The following is a 17,586-nucleotide window of genomic DNA, read 5'->3' as shown; positions in this document are numbered from 1 at the left end:
TCCAATACAATCGCCTGTTTACTTATCCGAATAAATCAGCAGTTTTAAAGATAGGGATTAAAATTATACGTCTTTTTTTTACGCAATGACTTGAAAAAAATCTACGTTAATCCGCGTATAATACCACGCTTCTATTTATTTTGCAATCAACTTAAGAACAAATTCCATTTGCGTGTCCTTTTGCTGAAAAAAGTCATCCAGAGTAGGCCATATTTCATAGTCCGGCATAATACCGTGACCTTCCGGCTGGTTCGCTTTTTTTGGAGCATCCTGTACGACATTTACAATTGAAAATTGTGTTTTTACTTTTGAGTTAGGAAGTTCGTAAACCAATGGAGAATGTCCATTATGAACGTAGTAACCTCCAACGGTTTCCAAGCCTACTATGGTAACATTATCTACATATGCTTTTACCAGAGAAGCAAAATGGGAAGCAGCTGATGCCACATTTTCATTAATCAAAAGATAAAGCTTGCCTTTAAAGAGCGGCGATTTAGGATGATAAACCGGATTGTATTTCTGATCCTGAATACTGATGTTGTTTTTGAATACAGGATACAGTGATTTCAGGTATTCTTTTCCCGCTTTTAGAGCAATACTATCCATTCGTTCTGAAGTTGAGGTACCCCAAAAATATTTTTCGAGAGGTAAAACATTAGGGTCGAATAGGATGACAGCCTTTTCATTTTCCTTGAAGGGTTTGTCAGTAAGGTACATTACAGGCTGTTCGAAGTTAGGATCACTTCCTCCAGGATTATTTCTAACATCAATGATCAGATTAGCAACCTTGTTTTTGTCCAGTTCTGTAAAGATGCTATCCAAAAATCGAACATACGGTTTAAACTTAGGATCGTCTGATCCATAGGCCATACCAAAAAACCTTAGATTCAATAAACCTGTAGCAGGGTTAATCATACGAAAGCTATATGGAGACTGTTTTTTATAATCCAGTAAATCAGTAACCGGAGCACTAAACCTGTTTTTAAGGTTGGCTGTTCTTTCCTTCAGCGTTACTGCACGAAGCACTGTTTTTTTAAGAGCCTCCGATTTTGGTGCGCTGTATTCTACAATAAATTCATCACAAAGACCATATTCGAGCAGGTAGTTTAATCCAAACGATTTATTTACACTGGCCGATAATTTTTGGGTAACATGATGACCATCTGTTGTATAATATTTGTAGAAAGAGCGCATTAATGCTACGTCATTTATTCCGTTTATACTTTTTATTCTCGAGCCGGGAGGTATATCCGATGATTGGCCGTCAAAAATAATTTGTCCGTTAATATAGACCAGAGGAAAAGGGAAAAAAGACTTTTGTCTGTTCAGAAAATTGATTAGATCGAGATCAGGGATGGTGTAATTGTGTAAACTTCCTTCATAATCCGAAAGACGAAGCATTATTCTGTAAAACTCAATAGTGCTCATGGGCTTTTTAATACTTTTAATGGCACTGTTGTAAATACTGTCTACCTGCTTTTTAGTGTGGTATTGGTACAAACCGGAATTTGCTTTTTCATTTATCGTTCGGAGTATTTTAAGATCCTCCTGTAGCTCTTTTTTCGAAAGCATTTTGTTGTAAAGCGCTAAACTATCCTTCATGGTTTTTTGAAGGTTTTGCGCCTGAATTGTAGCAGAAAAAAGAATCAGAAATAAGAACGTAAAGATCGATGACAGGATTTTGTTATTCATAAATTAGGTTGGTTATGGGTTGATAAAAGCAGAATTACAGGGTATTAACAGAGATGTAATGAGTGCTTCTGTTGCTTTTAGACGATTAACGGTTTATGATGTTATGAAGCCTAGTATTAGAGGATACTATTTTAAACACTATTTTGTAATTAAACCGTTGTATTTAAGATAGTTGTTGTTTGTTGTCTTTACTACTTAGAAAAAAGAGTACCTGGTCTACTTTTTTAGAGTTTTGTCCAAAGTCCGTCAAATTGTTAAAATCTATTTTTAAGAACTCATCGTTGTTAAAGTATAGTTTTAACCTGTCGGCTCCACGACCATTAAAAAACTTCCAACTTTTAATCTCGGATAAAAAAATGACCTGATTTTCAATTTTAGTATAGATTGGTTTTTTATCCCATTCTAATGTAAGTGTGTCTTTGTCGCCGTTGCAATCAATAATTAATGTACCGGTGAATAAGTATATTAAAAAAATGAAGAAAATAAAATGAGAAAATAAGAGGATAAGATAGTGTGCTTTAACTCCTATAATTGCCCAGAAAAATGCCTGAAGTGGGATAGAAATTAAATATGCGATTACCATAAAGGTAACATTTAAGGTTTTAATTTTCATAATGTAAAATTTGATGATTTTACTGGTGTCAGTCTTTAAAAAAAATCTTTAATTTTTATTTTTCGAATATAGTAATATATCACAGAAATTCCTTTCAAATAAGATGTTTTTCTCAAACTTAGTGGATACGTTTGTTTTGGGCGGTAATAATTATCTTTGCAATTGTTATTTACAAACTTCTTGCTTTTGTGAAAGACACAATGTTGATGGGGGTGAAGGTGCCGGACGTAATTTAAATTAAAGAATTACTATTCAAATTTGCTTTTAGGGTCTGCACATTTCAGTTCGTAGTTTTATTTCTTTAAAACAGTTACAAACAAAAAAGCTTCAGATTTCTCTGAAGCTTTTTTGTTTTGATAAGTAGTCCGTGGGGGAATCGAACCCCCCTTACCAGGATGAAAACCTGGCGTCCTAACCGATAGACGAACGGACCTGCTTTGTTGTTGCGGGTGCAAAAATACAACTGTTTTTAGAATACACAATAGCTTTTTTGATTTTTTTTTCAGGCTTCTTTTGACAATAACGCCTTTAGAAATAACCAATCACAAAGGAATTAAAGTTAGTGTAATTGTACTTGATTGATTCAGAATTGGTTGTTTTTGTTGTAGAAAATATAAAATAAGATTTTTCTTTTGTTTTATTGAAATGATGCCTTTCAAAAAAAATGAAAATTATTTTTGGAATTATTTGTTTTGAGAGAAAATTCAAACGGTTTTTTCCTGTTTTGATCGCTCTTTTTTTAAGTCTTCGAAGAGTTTTTTGAAAAATGGTATAAATTTTCGGCGCTCAATGAGCTTCCCTTCCCTTAAATAATATGGTTATTGGTATGAAATTCCGATTTTATAAATTATAGGCAAAATCATTTTTTATTTCCTCCATCACAAAAGAACTTTGCACATTTGAAATTCCTTTAATAACCGATAATTTATCGATTACAAACTTTTGGTATTCGTTCATATCGTTGACAGCCACTTTCAGCAGAAAATCATAATTTCCGGACACGTGAAAACAGCCTGTTATTTCGGGCAATACCAGAATATGCTGTTTAAAATCATCAATCAATTCTCGTGAGTGTACCGCCAAAGTAACCTGACAATACACACTGATTGATTTCCCAATTTTTTCGGCATCCAGCAAAGCAACATAATTCTTGATGTACTGCTTTTGCTCCAGTTTCTTGATTCTCTCAAAAGTGGGAGAGACCGATAAACCTATTTTTTCGGCAATTTCTTTGGTATTTTGCTTCGCATCTTGCTGTAAAAGCATCAATATTTTTTTATCTATGGCATCCATCTCAGAATAATTATATGGTTTCAGAAAAAAGAAACATGAATTTCAATATTAAAAAACTTTAATACGACTCAAATTTAGAATTATATTTTGAGTTTTGTTGTTAATAAAGGATATTAAACTATAAAAAGTACATTTACAGAAAAAATAAATGTTATGAAACCTATTTCAGAATCGCTATCCATAGAAGACAATCAACGCTTATTCGATTTGAATCAATACATCGAAAATGCCAGAGATAATTTCTTGGGCTATCCTGTATCTAAAGATTTTGATTATTCGGAAATCAATCATTTTTTAAAATATCCGATCAATAATCTTGGTGATCCTTTTGAAGATTGTACCTACAAAGTGCAAACACACGAACTGGAAAGAGAAGTGGTTGGTTTTTTTGCCAAGCTATTCCGCGCCAATCCAAAAGATTATTGGGGTTATGTGACCAACGGTGGTTCCGAAAGTAATTTATACGGACTGTATCTCGCAAGAGAATTATACCCAAAAGCAATGGTGTATTATTCGGAATCAACCCATTACAGTGTGCGTAAAAACATTCATTTGCTCAACATTCCGAGTATCGTTATTCGTTCGCAGGAAAATGGTGAAATCGATTATGAAGATTTTGAAAATACATTAAAACTGAATCGCCATAAACCGGCAATCGTACTGACTACTTTTGGTACCACTATGAAAGAAGCCAAAGATGACGTATCAAAAATTAAGAGTATTCTAAAAACATTGGCCATACAGGATAGCTACATCCACTGTGATGCTGCCTTATCCGGAAGTTATGGTGCTTTTATGGAGCCACGACTTCCTTTTGATTTTATGGATGGCGCGGACAGTATTTCCATCAGCGGACACAAATTTATTGGTTCACCTATTCCTACCGGTGTTATTATTACGAAGCGTTCTAATAGAGATCGAATCTCAAAAGGGATATCCTATATTGGCTCCTTAGACACCACAATTACAGGATCCAGAAATGGACATTCTCCGTTGTTTTTATGGTTTACCCTGAAAAAACTAGGTATTGAAGGTTTAAAAAAACGTTATTTACACAGTCTGGAAGTAGCGGAATACTGTGAGCAGAGACTGAAAAACATGGGAATTGCGGCCTGGAGAAATCCAAATTCGATCACCGTAGTTTTTCCAAAAATAACCGAAGAGGTGAAATCAAAATGGCAATTAGCTACTGAGGGTGATATCTCCCATATTATTTGCATGCCAAACGTAACCAAAGAACAAATCGATCTGTTTATCAACGACGTAGAAAATTGCATTGAAACCCCGGAAGAAATGGCAGAATTTAGTTGGTAGTGTTTTAGAAATAGTATTGTTAGTTCTGTTCTGTAAAAGAGCTTATGAAAATTGCGTAAATGTCTCCGACTTTACGCAATTTTTTTTATGATATAGTAAATGGTAGATTTTTTAAACATCTCATTTGTAAATGTTTTGAATATTAAATCATTTAGTCAATAAAATCTACATTAAACTTGAGGTAAAGCCAGAGAATTTTTGAGATTTTTGTTTTTTATACTAGATTTGTTTTTAGAGGGCATGCAAAGTCAGAGACATTTGCGTAACATTCATGAGAACAGTTTGTAGAGTGACAGGCAGCTCGCTTATAAGGAACCGTTTTGAATATTAAAGAATTAAAAAAATATAATCTAAAATGAAATATTTAAGCATAACTATTTTGATTTTAATAGTGTCTTGTGCAAAGAAAAATGAATCAGAAAATTTAAATAAGAAAGTTTCGACTTTAAAAATCGAAACTCCAATAATATTAACAGACAAATCTGTGAAATTTTTATGGAGAGAAGATGAATATGACAAAGAATTAAAGGACACGGTTAATACAATTTTTATAAATAAAGAATATGCCAAAAACATTTCTGAACCCGAAAAAGCTGCTCTTGGATTTGTTGCAAGCTTTATTGGAAGTGAGTGTGATTGGGATGGAGAGCCAAATGAAAAACGTGATAATTTAAGTTGTAAAATTAATACTGCACTTAATATTGGTTATCAATGTTCAGAAGAACATTTAAGTTTTTTAAGAAAGTGGTTTAAAAATGATAAAAAACAGTTAGAGCGTTTAGCAGATTGTTCTGCAGTTCCGTTTACTGCAAGCTCTCAGGTCACATTTGATTATATAAATGTTGTAACTAAAGGTGATACAATCAAAATATCCTTTAAAGCAGTTGGTGCAAGTATGCGCACTCAGAAATCTTCGAGTTATAAAGAAGAAGATACATTTGTTTTAAAGAAAGATAATTTGGTTTTATTAAAATCTAACGAATCAGAAAGTGAATAATTTAAAAGTAATGATTAACTAGAAGAAGAAAAATAAAAACTACTTGCCGCTCTCCGAAAAGTTCCTCGCTATGTGAAGTATTCATCTGTAACGCTGTGCGAAGCGTATCTAACTTCGCGCCCGTAAAGTTATTAAGTTTTCTTGTAGAAGATGTAATTTGGAATTGACTATTAATATAAATAGAATTAAGAAAAGTCGGGAGACTTATACAGGTTTAAAGTTTATGAGAACTAAAGGTTAACAACGTAAAGTCAAGAGACTTTGCATAGCGTGCTATCAGTAAATATGAAAAAAATAGTATTGTTAATGATTGCGTTTAATCTGATAAATGCTTGTCAGAAACCAAAAGACAATAATAATTACCATTATAGTATTAAAGTTAAAAATAATACCAATAAGGTTTTGTACATCTATAGAGGATTCGATTCAGTTATGCCATTAGGAGACTTTCGTTCAGATCCATATTTTAAGACCACGGCTGCATTTGCAGGTAATGGTAATATAGAAATTGGAGAAATTCGTTTTACTGGTGGTGGCAGGCCAACATGTATTGAAGACATATTACATGTTGATGAACGATTATATATTTATGTTTTTGATTCCGCTTTTATTGCGAACAAAAAATGGGATGAAATTCTAAAAGACAGTCTTGTAGATGGACGACTTGAGGTTACAATAGATGAATTGATCAAGAATAGTTTCACAATAAATTATAATAAAAAGTAATCTTATGGTTAATACACCTCGGCTGGCGCAATCGCCCCGGTCGTGAACAGAAAGTTTCTTCAGGGAGGATAAAAAACAAAAAAGCTTCAGATCTCTCTGAAGCTTTTTTTTAGGAGTTCGTCGCGACGAAGACTCGAACCTGGGCAATGATTTACTTGCTTTGTTTTAATTGCGTAGTATTGACTCTTGTTGGCGTATCTTTTCCGCTAATAATCGAAGAAGAACTTAGTGCAATTGATTTAATGATTTGAGTCATGTTATCAATATCTAACGTTTCAAATTCATCATCGGCAGTGTGATACGTAGGCTCATTATCCATTTTTGAAGTAGAAATGGTATGAGCAGGAACTCCAAGTCTGGCTAAAGTAGCGTTGTCTGAGCGGTAAAATAATTGTTGGTCCGGATAAGGGTCCGCATAAAAGTTAAAGCTTGTTCCTGTTAAATTAGTTTGTAAAATCTGTCCCATGTTCGACTTTTCGAAGCCTGTAATGTAAGCAGAGTTTTTACCCCATTTAGATTCTGTTCCTATCATTTCAATATTGAACATCGCAATCACTTGTTCCGGTGCAAGCTGTTTAGAAAAATATTTGGCTCCATAACCACCTAATTCTTCCGCTGTAAATGTGGTAAAAATAATAGTACGCTCGTTGTTGTTTTGTTTTTTAAAATATTTCGCAAGCATAATTACTGCGGTTGTTCCGGCGGCATCATCATTAGCACCATTATAAATAGAATCTGTTGCAGGATGCGGAGCACCTTCTTCAGGAGTGCCTACTCCTATATGATCATAATGCCCTGAAAAAATCACATATTCATTTGGTTTCGTTTTTCCGGGTAATATTCCAACAATATTATTCAATGCTTTTTTGGAGATTGTATTCGTTTGTTCAACAGAAAAAGTAGTTGCGTCTGTGGTACCAAAAACAAACAGAATAGTATTGCTTCCCGGATTAGCAGTTATTCTATCAATATGTTGAATATTTGGTAAAATCTTATCAAATGAAGAGTCAACTAGGACTAAAAGATTTTTTGGGCTTTTATAATATTCATTAAATTTTTCGCCAAAGTTGTCTCCTTTATTGATTTTTACAACAGAAACATCGCTTTTTTCCGTTAAAGAAACCTGAGGAAGGTAGGAGAAGGTTACAACCTGATTGTTACTTATTTCTTTGCCATCAATAGTAATTTTTGAAGAAATGGCTTTAGAGGCAGTCATCGAAAATTCTTGTCTGTAATTCGCTGCTGCATTGAAAGTTTGCAGGCCAATTTTTTTAAACTCTGATTCTATAAAAGCGGATGCTTTTTCGATACCGGGAGTAAAAGTTCTTCTGCCCTGCATATCATCAGCCGAAAGTATTTTCTCTATGCGACTTACTTCTTTGTTCGTAATAATTTTATCTATCGATTGTCCCTGTACATTAAAACATTGACTTAGAACAAACATACTTACAATAATTTTTCTCATATTTTAGTTTTATAAATAAGGTTTTAGTTAATCCAAAAGTATGTTATTTATTTGCAAAACTTAGTGTTGGTAAAAGTTTTTAATTTTAAAAAAAAACTTACAACATTGCTGAATTATAAATTGCCATAACATCAATGGAAATAATAAAGTCACGCTATAATTTTTATTTAAAATTTGATTAGCAGTGTTTTTAATTATTTTCTGGTTGCCCCGTGATTCGAAGTGTTCATTTACAACGCTGTGCAAATGTCTCTGAATTTGTGCTTTTTTCGATTTGATGTTCAATATAAAATATCATGATAGTCCTTAGGTTTACCGCCAGTGTTTATGCCGAATTATCAATTTCAGAGTAGAATCTGATTCGGACCATAAATAAGATTATTTAGATTGTAAGTTATAAGTGTTTTTTACGATTTGTAAATGTTTTGAGATTAAAAATCGATTAGAATTTGGTAATACTACTTCTTTTGTTTTAGGTTTGCGCAAAAAAAGCTTACTAGCATTTTAAATTTAATTAGGCAGTATAGATAAAGAAATATTCTCTAAAAAAGCAGATGTGTAATTTTGCCTAGTAAAAAAACAAAAAGTAAGGAGTTCAAAATCAAGCATAAATATTTAATGTCTATTTTTTTTCAACTGAAATGGTTTACGTATAAAAAAATAGATGCTTTTATGTTTGGTAGCATATATTTGATACGAAAGTTAGACTTGTTAAAAAAGGTTTTGTTTTTTGTGTGAGAATCATATTGTGTAAAATAATCCTTGTCGCGAGGCTAGAAAAAATTTAAAAATATTATGAAAATAAAATTTGTATTACCGTTTTTTGTTCTTTTTATGACATCAGTAAATGCTCAAATTTATACACCAAATGCTATAATTCAAGGAACGGCACCAAATAATAATGTCGGAATTGGAACTAGTACACCAAATGTTAAATTGTCTGTATTTCTACCTTCAGGAATAGGAAATGTTATTAATTGGGGGAATGTCGGCGGAGGTTCTTATGGAGGAATAGGTTTTGATTCAAATGGGTCATATTTGACCAATTTTTCAGGAAATAATGCCTTATATGTTAAAGGAGCCGATGGAAATATTGGGATTGGAACTAGTACACCAAATGTTAAATTATCGGTATTTCTACCTTCGGGAATAGGAAATGTTATTAATTGGGGGAATGTTGGAGGAGGTTCTTATGGAGGAATAGGTTTTGATTCAAATGGTTCATATTTGACCAATTTTTCAGGAAATAATGCATTATATGTTAAAGGAGCCGATGGAAACATAGGTATTGGAACAACAAACCCAACTTCAAAACTTACAGTTGCAGGAAATATAAATTCCCGCGAAATAAAAGTGACCGTAGATGCTGGTGCTGATTTTGTTTTTGAAAATGACTATAGTTTAAGATCTCTAGATTCTGTAGACAAGTTCATTAAAGAAAATAAACATTTGCCTGAAATTGCTTCGGCTGACGAAATGAAAAAAGAGGGGATCAATTTGTCGGAGATGAATATAAAGCTTTTGCAGAAAATCGAAGAATTGACTCTTTATGTAATTGAGCAAAATAAACATATGAAAGAATTAAAAAGTGAAAATCAAAATTTTAAATCAATTTTAGAGAGACTTTCAAAAATTGAAGAAAAATTAAAATAAAATTGGGCATGCATTCTGAAGTGGTTAGCTAAAAAGTAACACAAATGTCTCTGACTTCGCACCCGCAAGATTATAATCGTCCTATCTTAAAATAAGCCAGCTCTTCTTCATTTCTTATCAGGTTGTTTAATCGTTCGAATCCGGCTTTTTGCAGTACATTTTGTGATCCGGTGTTATGGAGATCTGTTACGGCTACAACTTCTGTTGTATTTGTATTTGCAAAACTATATTGTGTTATTGCTTTGCATACTTCTGTAGCAATGCCTTTTCCCCAATATTCTCTACTGAGTACATATCCAATCTCTATTTGGTTTATGTTGTGTATAAAAATACGAGCAACACACATCCCTATGAAATTATTATTTGTAGTGTCAAATATCGCCCATCGACTAAGATTTTTCTTTTCATAATTTTCAAGCAATTCAGTAAACATTTCTACATATCTTTCTGGTGAAGTGTCAGGAAGGTATTGTGTAACTTGATTATCTTTAAAAAGATTTAAAAATGTTTGTTGCTCTTGAGGTAAAAATTCACGAATAATAATTCTTGGGCTTTGATAAAGAGTAGACATTGGTTATAGTAAGAGAATTAATTTAGAAGTTGTTTGCTAAAAGTATTAGCAGACTTGTTTTGTACATACAGTCAAATTTACAGAAAATAAAGAGAGAAAACTTCTCGATTTTTAAAATGTTTTGAATGTTAAATCATTTGACGAATAGAATCGATATTGAATTTGAGACAAAATCAGAGATTTTATGGTGTTTTTGTTTTTTGTACTAGATTTGTTTTTAGAGGAGGGACAGAGTCGGAGATATTGGTGTAACATTGATATAGGAACTTCGGAGAGCGAGGTGAAATAGTATAAAAACGATGAAAAATATAATAGTTTTATTGATGACTCTTTTTTTAGGAGCTTGCTCATCTGAGGAAAGTTATATTTACTATAGCTATAAGAAAACTACAATAACCAGGGTGGATAGAGGGAACAGGATTTCTTTTTATTATGGTAAATATAAAAAAGATGAACCTTTGCCACAATCATACATTGAGGAGACCTATTCGGGTTTTGATGGAGGTATGGATGCTTTTTTAATTGTTAAAGATGATGGGAAGGTAGAGATAGTGCCTGTAGGAGGGCTTTTTAAAACGATAAATTCAAAAGACAATTTATTTTTAAATGAGTTTAAAAGTAATCTAGGTTATATTAATTGGGAAAAGAGTATTAAGGGGGATTATTTAAATGCTTGTAGAGTGTCAAATGTATTAAAGGTCGAAATTCGGCTAAATAGAGAAAATAATTCAAAAGTGAAAGCTGTCTATCCTTAGCCCTCTGTTACGATGAGATTTCGACCCACGCTCTGCGAAGTGCTCATCTGTAACGCTGTGTGAATGTCTCTGACTTCGCACCCGCAAAGTGATTAAGTTTTCTTGTAGAAGATGTAATTTGGAAATAACTATTAATATAAATAGAATTCAGAAAAGTCGGGAGACTTATACAGGCTTAAGGTTTATGAGAACTAAAGATTAAAAATGCAAAGTCAGGAGACTTTGCGTAGCGGGGCTGAATCAGGATGAGTGTAAAATTTCAGAAACGGTTAAACCATCGGCTATAGATGTGGGTATTGTTTTAGAAGTGGCTTTGCAACTTTTTCCTAATGATGAATTTGACTTATTAAGCGAAATCAATGAAGTTCTTATTTCTGAATAAGATTAGAGTGTAAAAGTGTAATAAAAGTTACGGAATGAAAAGAGGAGTAAGTGTGTAAAATAAAAAAAGCTCCAGATTTCTCTGAAGCTTTGTGTTAGTAGCGGTAACAGGACTCGAACCTGTGTCCGCCGCGGCGGATATGAGCCGAAGAGCTATAATTTTTGAATAAGATCTTTGATAAATTCTCTTCCGATTCCGGTTTTTAGATATTTCTCTCTTTTCATTGCCTCAGATTTAGAATTAAAAAATTCTACGTGAATTACTTTCCATGGTCTAAATTTTAAGGTATAGCCTTTTGTTTCAAGAAGATTATGAGATTTAAATCTCTCAATTAAGTTAGAGGTATAGCCAGTGTAGTTTTTGCTGAATTTTTTAGAAAAAAGAATATAAACAACAAATTCATCCATATTACAAAGAGTCATAAATAAAAAAAAACACCACTTGTTGAAGTGGTGTTTTTACTTAGTAGCGGGAACAGGACTCGAACCTGTGACCTTCGGGTTATGAGCCCGACGAGCTGCCTACTGCTCTATCCCGCGATGTTTCGGGTGCAAAGATACGCCGTTTTTTGAGAAATCCAACGAAAACATTAAAAAATGTTTTATTTTCTGTATTGAGTTGATATGACTACCTTTGCACCCGAGACCCTTGGGTCAAATGGTCCTCAGTACAATTAAATAATACACAAATGTCACATAAAGCAGGTTTTGTAAATATCATCGGGAATCCAAACGTTGGAAAATCAACATTGATGAACGCCTTTGTTGGAGAAAGATTATCGATCATTACTTCAAAAGCACAAACAACACGTCATAGAATCTTAGGAATTGTAAATGGTGAAGATTTTCAGTTGGTACTTTCAGATACGCCCGGAATTATAAAACCGGCTTATGAAATGCAGGAGTCGATGATGAACTTTGTAAAATCGGCTTTTGAAGATGCAGATATTTTGATTTATATGGTCGAAATAGGAGAGCAGGACTTAAAAGACGAAGCTTTCTTTAATAAAATCATCTATGCTAAAATTCCGGTTTTGTTGTTGTTGAATAAAATCGACAATTCCAATCAGGAACAATTAGAAGAGCAGGTTGCTTTTTGGAAAGAGAAAGTGCCAAATGCTGAAATTTTCCCAATCTCGGCTTTACAGAATTTTAATGTACCGGAAGTTTTTAGCCGAATCATCGAATTGTTACCGGAATCACCTGCTTATTATCCGAAAGATCAATTGACAGACAAACCGGAACGTTTTTTCGTGAACGAGACTATTCGTGAGAAAATCTTATTGAATTATAGCAAAGAGATTCCGTATGCGGTTGAAATCGTAACAGAAGAATTTTTTGAAGATGAAAAAATTATCCGTATCCGTTCGGTAATTATGGTAGAGCGCGATACACAAAAAGGAATCATTATCGGACATAAAGGAGCCGCTTTGAAAAAAGTGGGAATGGATGCAAGAATAGATTTAGAGAAATTCTTCGGAAAACAAATTCATATCGAACTTTACGTGAAAGTGAACAAAAACTGGAGAAGCAATGCCAATATGCTAAAACGATTCGGGTATAACCAGTAAACGTTTAATCGGTTAATTGTTTAATCGTTGATTTGTTTCAGGTTTCAAGTTCTGATATAGAACCTGAAACTTGAAACCTGAAACAAAGAGTATAAAAAGAACAAAAAACTTAGGTACTTAGAAACTTAGCCTTTCAGCAACTTTTTTTAACTACCTTTGCAAAAAATTAAAATAAAGCATTTTGGATTTATAAGGGATAGAATTTTAGGAAACTAAAAATCTAGAATCTAAAGTCCAAAATCTAAAATTCAAAAAAATGAATAACATTGTTGCGATAGTAGGAAGACCTAATGTAGGGAAATCAACCCTGTTTAATAGGCTGATACAAAGAAGAGAAGCTATTGTAGATTCAGTATCTGGGGTTACCCGTGATAGAAACTATGGTAAAAGCGAGTGGAACGGAAAAGAGTTTTCTGTAATTGATACGGGTGGATACGTTCGCGGATCTGATGACGTATTTGAAGGTGAAATCCGTAAACAAGTAGAATTGGCTATCGACGAAGCCGATGTTATTATTTTTGTTGTGGATGTTGAAGAAGGTATTACACCAATGGATGAAACAGTAGCTAAATTGTTGCGTAAAGTAACAAAGCCTGTTTTATTGGCGGTAAACAAAGTAGACAACGCCATGCGTGAGAAAGACGCGATTGAGTTTTATAACCTTGGTTTAGGAGATTATTTTACCTTCGCCAGTATTTCAGGAAGTGGAACTGGAGATTTGTTAGATGCTTTAATTGACGCATTTCCGGAGAAACCGGAAGTTGAGGTTAAAGAAGATTTGCCTCGTTTTGCAGTTGTAGGACGTCCGAATGCCGGTAAATCTAGTTTTATCAATGCCTTGATTGGTAAAGATCGTTATATTGTTACAGATATTGCAGGAACAACACGTGATGCAATTGATACTAAATTTGACCGTTTTGGTTTCGAATTTAACTTGGTTGATACTGCTGGAATTCGTCGTAAAGCTAAAGTGAAAGAAGATTTAGAGTTTTATTCTGTAATGCGTTCGGTTCGTGCCATCGAGCATGCAGATATCTGTATATTGGTTATCGACGCAACCCGCGGATTTGAAGGGCAGGATCAGAGTATTTTCTGGCTGGCAGAGAAAAACCGTAAAGGAGTTGTAATCTTAGTAAACAAGTGGGATTTGGTAGAAAAAGATACCATGTCGACTCGTGATTACGAAGAGAAAATCAAAAAAGAATTAATGCCTTTTACTGATGTGCCAATTTTATTCGTTTCAGCTTTAACCAAACAACGTTTGTTGAAAGCATTAGAAGCTACAGTTCAGGTTTTTGAAAACAGAAAGCAAAGAATTGCTACTTCAAAATTTAACGAATATATGTTGAAAGTAATTGAAGCTTATCCGCCACCGGCAACAAAAGGAAAGTATGTGAAAATTAAATATTGTATGCAGTTGCCAACGCAAACGCCTCAGTTTGTGTTTTTTGCCAACATGCCGCAATACGTTAAAGAACCTTACAAACGTTACCTGGAAAATAAAATTAGAGAAAATTGGGATTTCGCAGGAGTGCCAATCGATATTTATATCAGAGAAAAATAAAAGTAAAAGTCCTCCTAAAGAGGACTTTTTTTATGCTTTGTTGTTAATTCAAATTATTTTTGCAATCATACTATTTGACCGAATGTTTCGTTCACAATAAACCTTTTAGCTCTTATGGAGTCTTACTGTCTCAAACGAACCATTTTCATGACCAAATATTTATATTTCCTGATTACTTTTCTTTTTTGTTATACGGCCAGCGCGCAGAATGATATTGTTATTAAAGGAACCGTAGTAGATATCAATACGCAATTGCCGCTCGAGCTGGCAACGGTTTATTTTACCACGGTTAAAGATTCTACCGTAATCGAATATGCAACAACCGATAAAAATGGAGCTTTTAGCATTACCACTAAAAAGTATGATAAACCTGTTTTTCTGAAGGTTAATTATATGGGGTATCAACCTTATTTTGAAGAAGAAAAGAGCATTCAGGAGAGTAAGGATTTTGGGAAATTGTATTTGCTTGAAAACGTAAATGCCTTAAAAAATGTCTTGATAAAAAGCGAAGCACCGCCCATTACCGTTAAAAAAGACACTTTAGAATTTAATGCGGCTTCCTATAAAGTCCGTCCGGACTCCAATGTAGAGACTTTATTGAAACAATTACCGGGTTTTGATGTGGGAACTGACGGAAAAGTGACCGTAAACGGAAGAGAGGTTAATCAGGTCTTAGTTAACGGGAAAACTTTTTTTGGTAAAGACGGCGCGATTGCCTTAAAAAATCTGCCCGCGGAAATAATCAAAAAGGTTCAGGTGTCTGATTTTAAAACGAAGAAAGAAGAGCTCTCCAAACAGGAATCGACTTCAGATTTTTCAAGCATTAACATTACGATAGACGAAAAGAAAAACAAAGGGTACTTTGGGAAAATATTGGGAGGTTATGGTTCCGACGATCGATATGAAAGCAGTCTGATTCTGAATTTTTTCAATAACAAACAGAAAATAAGTCTTTTGGCTTCTTCCAACAATATTAACTCCACGAGTTTTGCAATGGACGAGGTTTTTGATACGATGGGAGGCGGACGAAATAGTAAGGGAAACACTAGTTCAGGTAGTGGTAAAGGAATCACACAGTCGAATTTAATTGGACTTAATTACTCCGATGACTGGTCGAAAAGCTGGTCGGGAATGGGAAGTTATAATTTCTCGAATTCCGTTAATACTAATGATAGCAAGTCAGATCAGGTGAGTTTTTTGCCCACTGGAAATATCGCCACTTCGGCCGATTCTAAAACCAGAAATGAAAATACCGGAAACAATGCGAATTTTGAACTGGAATATAAAATTGATCCTACAACCCGATTGGTCATAATACCAAAGGTCAATCAGTCCCGTTCTAATAATAACTCGTCTTCATCAAGTTTTTCGGAAGATGAAAATGGAAATTCCTTAAATGAAAGCAGTGCTAAATCCTACTCGGAAAGTACCAATACGAGTTTGGGGAATACCATCAATTTTAATAAAGCTTTCAAGAAGGATTATCGAAATTTTAATCTTTCTTTTGACAGTAATAACACCAGTACAGATAGTGAGGCTCGAAATCTTTCGCAAACTATTTTTTATCAGGACAATAAACCTAATGACGATAGAAATCAAAAAAGCCTAAACAACAACAAAAGTGATGTTTATTCGCTTGAACTTGAGTATACCGAACCGGTGACAGATTCGCTGAGGCTAAGATTCGGCTCTAATTTTGACTGGAATAAAGAGATCAAAGATGCAAAAACATTCAATTTCGACAATGCAACACAATTGTATTCGGATTTGAATGAGTCTTTAACCAATTACACCACTTCAAAGCAAAATTCCTTCAGTCCGAAAGTTGGATTAACCTGGCAAAAGCGAAAATTTACGGTTAATTTAAACAGTAGAACTGCCATTGTCGCGTTCGACAATCATTCTTTATACCTAAACAATGCTACCGATTTGAACAAACGATATCTTTTGCCTTATGGCGATTTTCAGGTTCGATATAAATTTAGCCGTTCGAAAAATTTGTCATTCAAATACGATTATTCCAATGCACTTCCGACGGCCGTTCAATTGATGCCGGTTTTAAATTTGACGAATCCGTTGAATACGATCACCGGAAATCCTGATTTGAGTCCTATTGAGAAAAACAGTGCTAATATTAGCTTCAGGAACTATGATTTCCGCACGCGTTCCGGTTACAGTTTGTTTGTAAGGGGAGATTATTATAACAACGATGTGGTGTCGACTTCAATTTATGATGATAGTGGAAAGAGAACCACTACTTACGTCAATATTTCGGGAACCTACACGACCTCGATTGGCGGAAATTGGAATCAGTCGGTAAAAAGAGATGCTCACCTTTTTAGATATGGTTTGGGATTAAATGGAAGTTATTCTTTTGATAAAGGATTTACCAATGCTGTATTGTACAATGCAAAATCAACAGCAATTACTCCAAAGCTTAATTTTACCTATGAATACGGTGAGCTGTTGATCATTTCTCCATCTTATAGTTTGTCTTATAACGAAACCAGGTACGAGAATTCTTCAAGAGATGCCAGTTCAAATGTGGTGCACAGAATCAATTTGCAGACCACAAGTTATTGGCCGGAAAATCTGATTTTTGGAAATGATTTTGGCTACACTTATAATTCAAGTATTTCGGGTAATTTCAAAAAAGATTTTTATCTGTGGAATACCAGTTTGTCTTACGGTTTCTTTGATAAAAAAGTATATGCCAAAGTAAAAGTTTACGACGTTCTAAACCAGAATCAAAGCGCAACGACGTCGATTTCGGCAACATCGATCCGTGATGAAGAAAACACTGTTTTAAAGCGTTATATTATGTTCTCAGTAAGTTATAAAATAGGAAATTTTGCTGCTGAAAAAGGGAAAAAGAAGAGGCAAAGAGAGGAGTTTTGATTTTAGAACAAGACAATAATGGTTTTTATTTGAGAGACAGCTAGGACATTAGATTTTTGTAATTTAGATTTTGAAATTTTAGAAATAAAAAAA

General features: G+C 33.9%; 14 protein-coding genes and 2 tRNA genes. 8 read left to right on the top strand and 8 right to left on the bottom strand.

Annotated elements, in window-relative coordinates:
* Positions 1 to 135: 135 nt before the first annotated feature.
* The 4 genes from B0A80_RS09445 to B0A80_RS09430 form a co-directional block, all read right to left on the bottom strand.
* Positions 136 to 1,692, bottom strand: coding sequence for a S41 family peptidase (locus B0A80_RS09445; protein ID WP_089077118.1), 1,557 nt, complete (start codon positions 1,690 to 1,692; stop codon positions 136 to 138).
* 163 nt (positions 1,693 to 1,855) lie between these two features.
* A complete protein-coding gene (locus tag B0A80_RS09440; RefSeq protein WP_089077117.1) occupies positions 1,856 to 2,305 on the bottom strand; it encodes a hypothetical protein in 450 nt (149 codons plus the stop codon).
* Between the two features lie 361 nt (positions 2,306 to 2,666).
* A tRNA-Glu gene (locus B0A80_RS09435) sits at positions 2,667 to 2,738 on the bottom strand.
* A 407-nt stretch (positions 2,739 to 3,145) separates the two neighbouring features.
* On the bottom strand, positions 3,146 to 3,598 hold the full coding sequence (locus tag B0A80_RS09430) for an Lrp/AsnC family transcriptional regulator (RefSeq protein ID WP_017497876.1): 453 nt from the start codon (positions 3,596 to 3,598) through the stop codon (positions 3,146 to 3,148).
* 153 nt (positions 3,599 to 3,751) lie between these two features.
* On the opposite strand from B0A80_RS09430, the gene B0A80_RS09425 reads away from it, so the two are divergent.
* The 3 genes from B0A80_RS09425 to B0A80_RS09415 all read left to right on the top strand — a co-directional run bounded on the left by B0A80_RS09425 (position 3,752) and on the right by B0A80_RS09415 (position 6,635).
* The gene (locus tag B0A80_RS09425; protein ID WP_089077116.1) at positions 3,752 to 4,912 is read left to right on the top strand and encodes a histidine decarboxylase; all 1,161 of its coding nucleotides are present in this window, start codon (positions 3,752 to 3,754) and stop codon (positions 4,910 to 4,912) included.
* Positions 4,913 to 5,267: 355 nt separating this feature from the next.
* Positions 5,268 to 5,909, top strand: coding sequence for a hypothetical protein (locus B0A80_RS09420; protein ID WP_070908789.1), 642 nt, complete (start codon positions 5,268 to 5,270; stop codon positions 5,907 to 5,909).
* Positions 5,910 to 6,194: 285 nt separating this feature from the next.
* Positions 6,195 to 6,635, top strand: coding sequence for a hypothetical protein (locus tag B0A80_RS09415; protein ID WP_070908790.1), 441 nt, complete (start codon positions 6,195 to 6,197; stop codon positions 6,633 to 6,635).
* 151 nt (positions 6,636 to 6,786) lie between these two features.
* Here the strand turns inward: B0A80_RS09415 and B0A80_RS09410 are convergent, their stop codons facing one another.
* Positions 6,787 to 8,100 (bottom strand): M20/M25/M40 family metallo-hydrolase, encoded by a 1,314-nt coding sequence (locus B0A80_RS09410; RefSeq protein WP_089077115.1) that lies wholly within the window; start codon positions 8,098 to 8,100, stop codon positions 6,787 to 6,789.
* 795 nt (positions 8,101 to 8,895) lie between these two features.
* Here B0A80_RS09410 and B0A80_RS09405 point away from each other — a divergent pair.
* Positions 8,896 to 9,753 carry a DUF4200 domain-containing protein gene (locus tag B0A80_RS09405; RefSeq protein WP_124020565.1) on the top strand — a complete coding sequence of 286 codons (858 nt, stop codon included), beginning with the start codon at positions 8,896 to 8,898 and terminating at the stop codon, positions 9,751 to 9,753.
* A gap of 70 nt (positions 9,754 to 9,823) precedes the next feature.
* Here the strand turns inward: B0A80_RS09405 and B0A80_RS09400 are convergent, their stop codons facing one another.
* Positions 9,824 to 10,324: a GNAT family N-acetyltransferase gene (locus B0A80_RS09400; protein WP_089077114.1), complete on the bottom strand. Its 501-nt coding sequence runs from the start codon at positions 10,322 to 10,324 to the stop codon at positions 9,824 to 9,826.
* A 299-nt stretch (positions 10,325 to 10,623) separates the two neighbouring features.
* Between B0A80_RS09400 and B0A80_RS09395 the strand changes: the two genes are divergently transcribed.
* Positions 10,624 to 11,079 carry a hypothetical protein gene (locus B0A80_RS09395; protein WP_233430733.1) on the top strand — a complete coding sequence of 152 codons (456 nt, stop codon included), beginning with the start codon at positions 10,624 to 10,626 and terminating at the stop codon, positions 11,077 to 11,079.
* 534 nt (positions 11,080 to 11,613) lie between these two features.
* Here the strand turns inward: B0A80_RS09395 and B0A80_RS09390 are convergent.
* Positions 11,614 to 11,868 (bottom strand): GIY-YIG nuclease family protein, encoded by a 255-nt coding sequence (locus tag B0A80_RS09390; protein ID WP_089077112.1) that lies wholly within the window; start codon positions 11,866 to 11,868, stop codon positions 11,614 to 11,616.
* A 59-nt stretch (positions 11,869 to 11,927) separates the two neighbouring features.
* Positions 11,928 to 12,000: transfer RNA gene (locus B0A80_RS09385), tRNA-Met, on the bottom strand.
* 149 nt (positions 12,001 to 12,149) lie between these two features.
* On the opposite strand from B0A80_RS09385, the gene era reads away from it, so the two are divergent.
* The 3 genes from era (at position 12,150) to B0A80_RS09370 (ending at position 17,493) form a co-directional block, all read left to right on the top strand.
* Entirely contained in the window at positions 12,150 to 13,031 is an 882-nt protein-coding gene (gene era / locus B0A80_RS09380; protein ID WP_017498804.1) for a GTPase Era, read from the top strand.
* A 256-nt stretch (positions 13,032 to 13,287) separates the two neighbouring features.
* Positions 13,288 to 14,595, top strand: coding sequence for a ribosome biogenesis GTPase Der (der, locus tag B0A80_RS09375; protein WP_089077111.1), 1,308 nt, complete (start codon positions 13,288 to 13,290; stop codon positions 14,593 to 14,595).
* A gap of 147 nt (positions 14,596 to 14,742) precedes the next feature.
* The gene (locus tag B0A80_RS09370; protein ID WP_089077110.1) at positions 14,743 to 17,493 is read left to right on the top strand and encodes an outer membrane beta-barrel protein; all 2,751 of its coding nucleotides are present in this window, start codon (positions 14,743 to 14,745) and stop codon (positions 17,491 to 17,493) included.
* Positions 17,494 to 17,586: the final 93 nt, after the last annotated feature.

This window comes from Flavobacterium tructae, assembly GCF_002217475.1.
Taxonomy (GTDB): domain Bacteria; phylum Bacteroidota; class Bacteroidia; order Flavobacteriales; family Flavobacteriaceae; genus Flavobacterium; species Flavobacterium tructae.
Note: the sequence above shows the minus strand (reverse complement) of the source record. Positions and strands in the feature narration are given on the sequence as shown.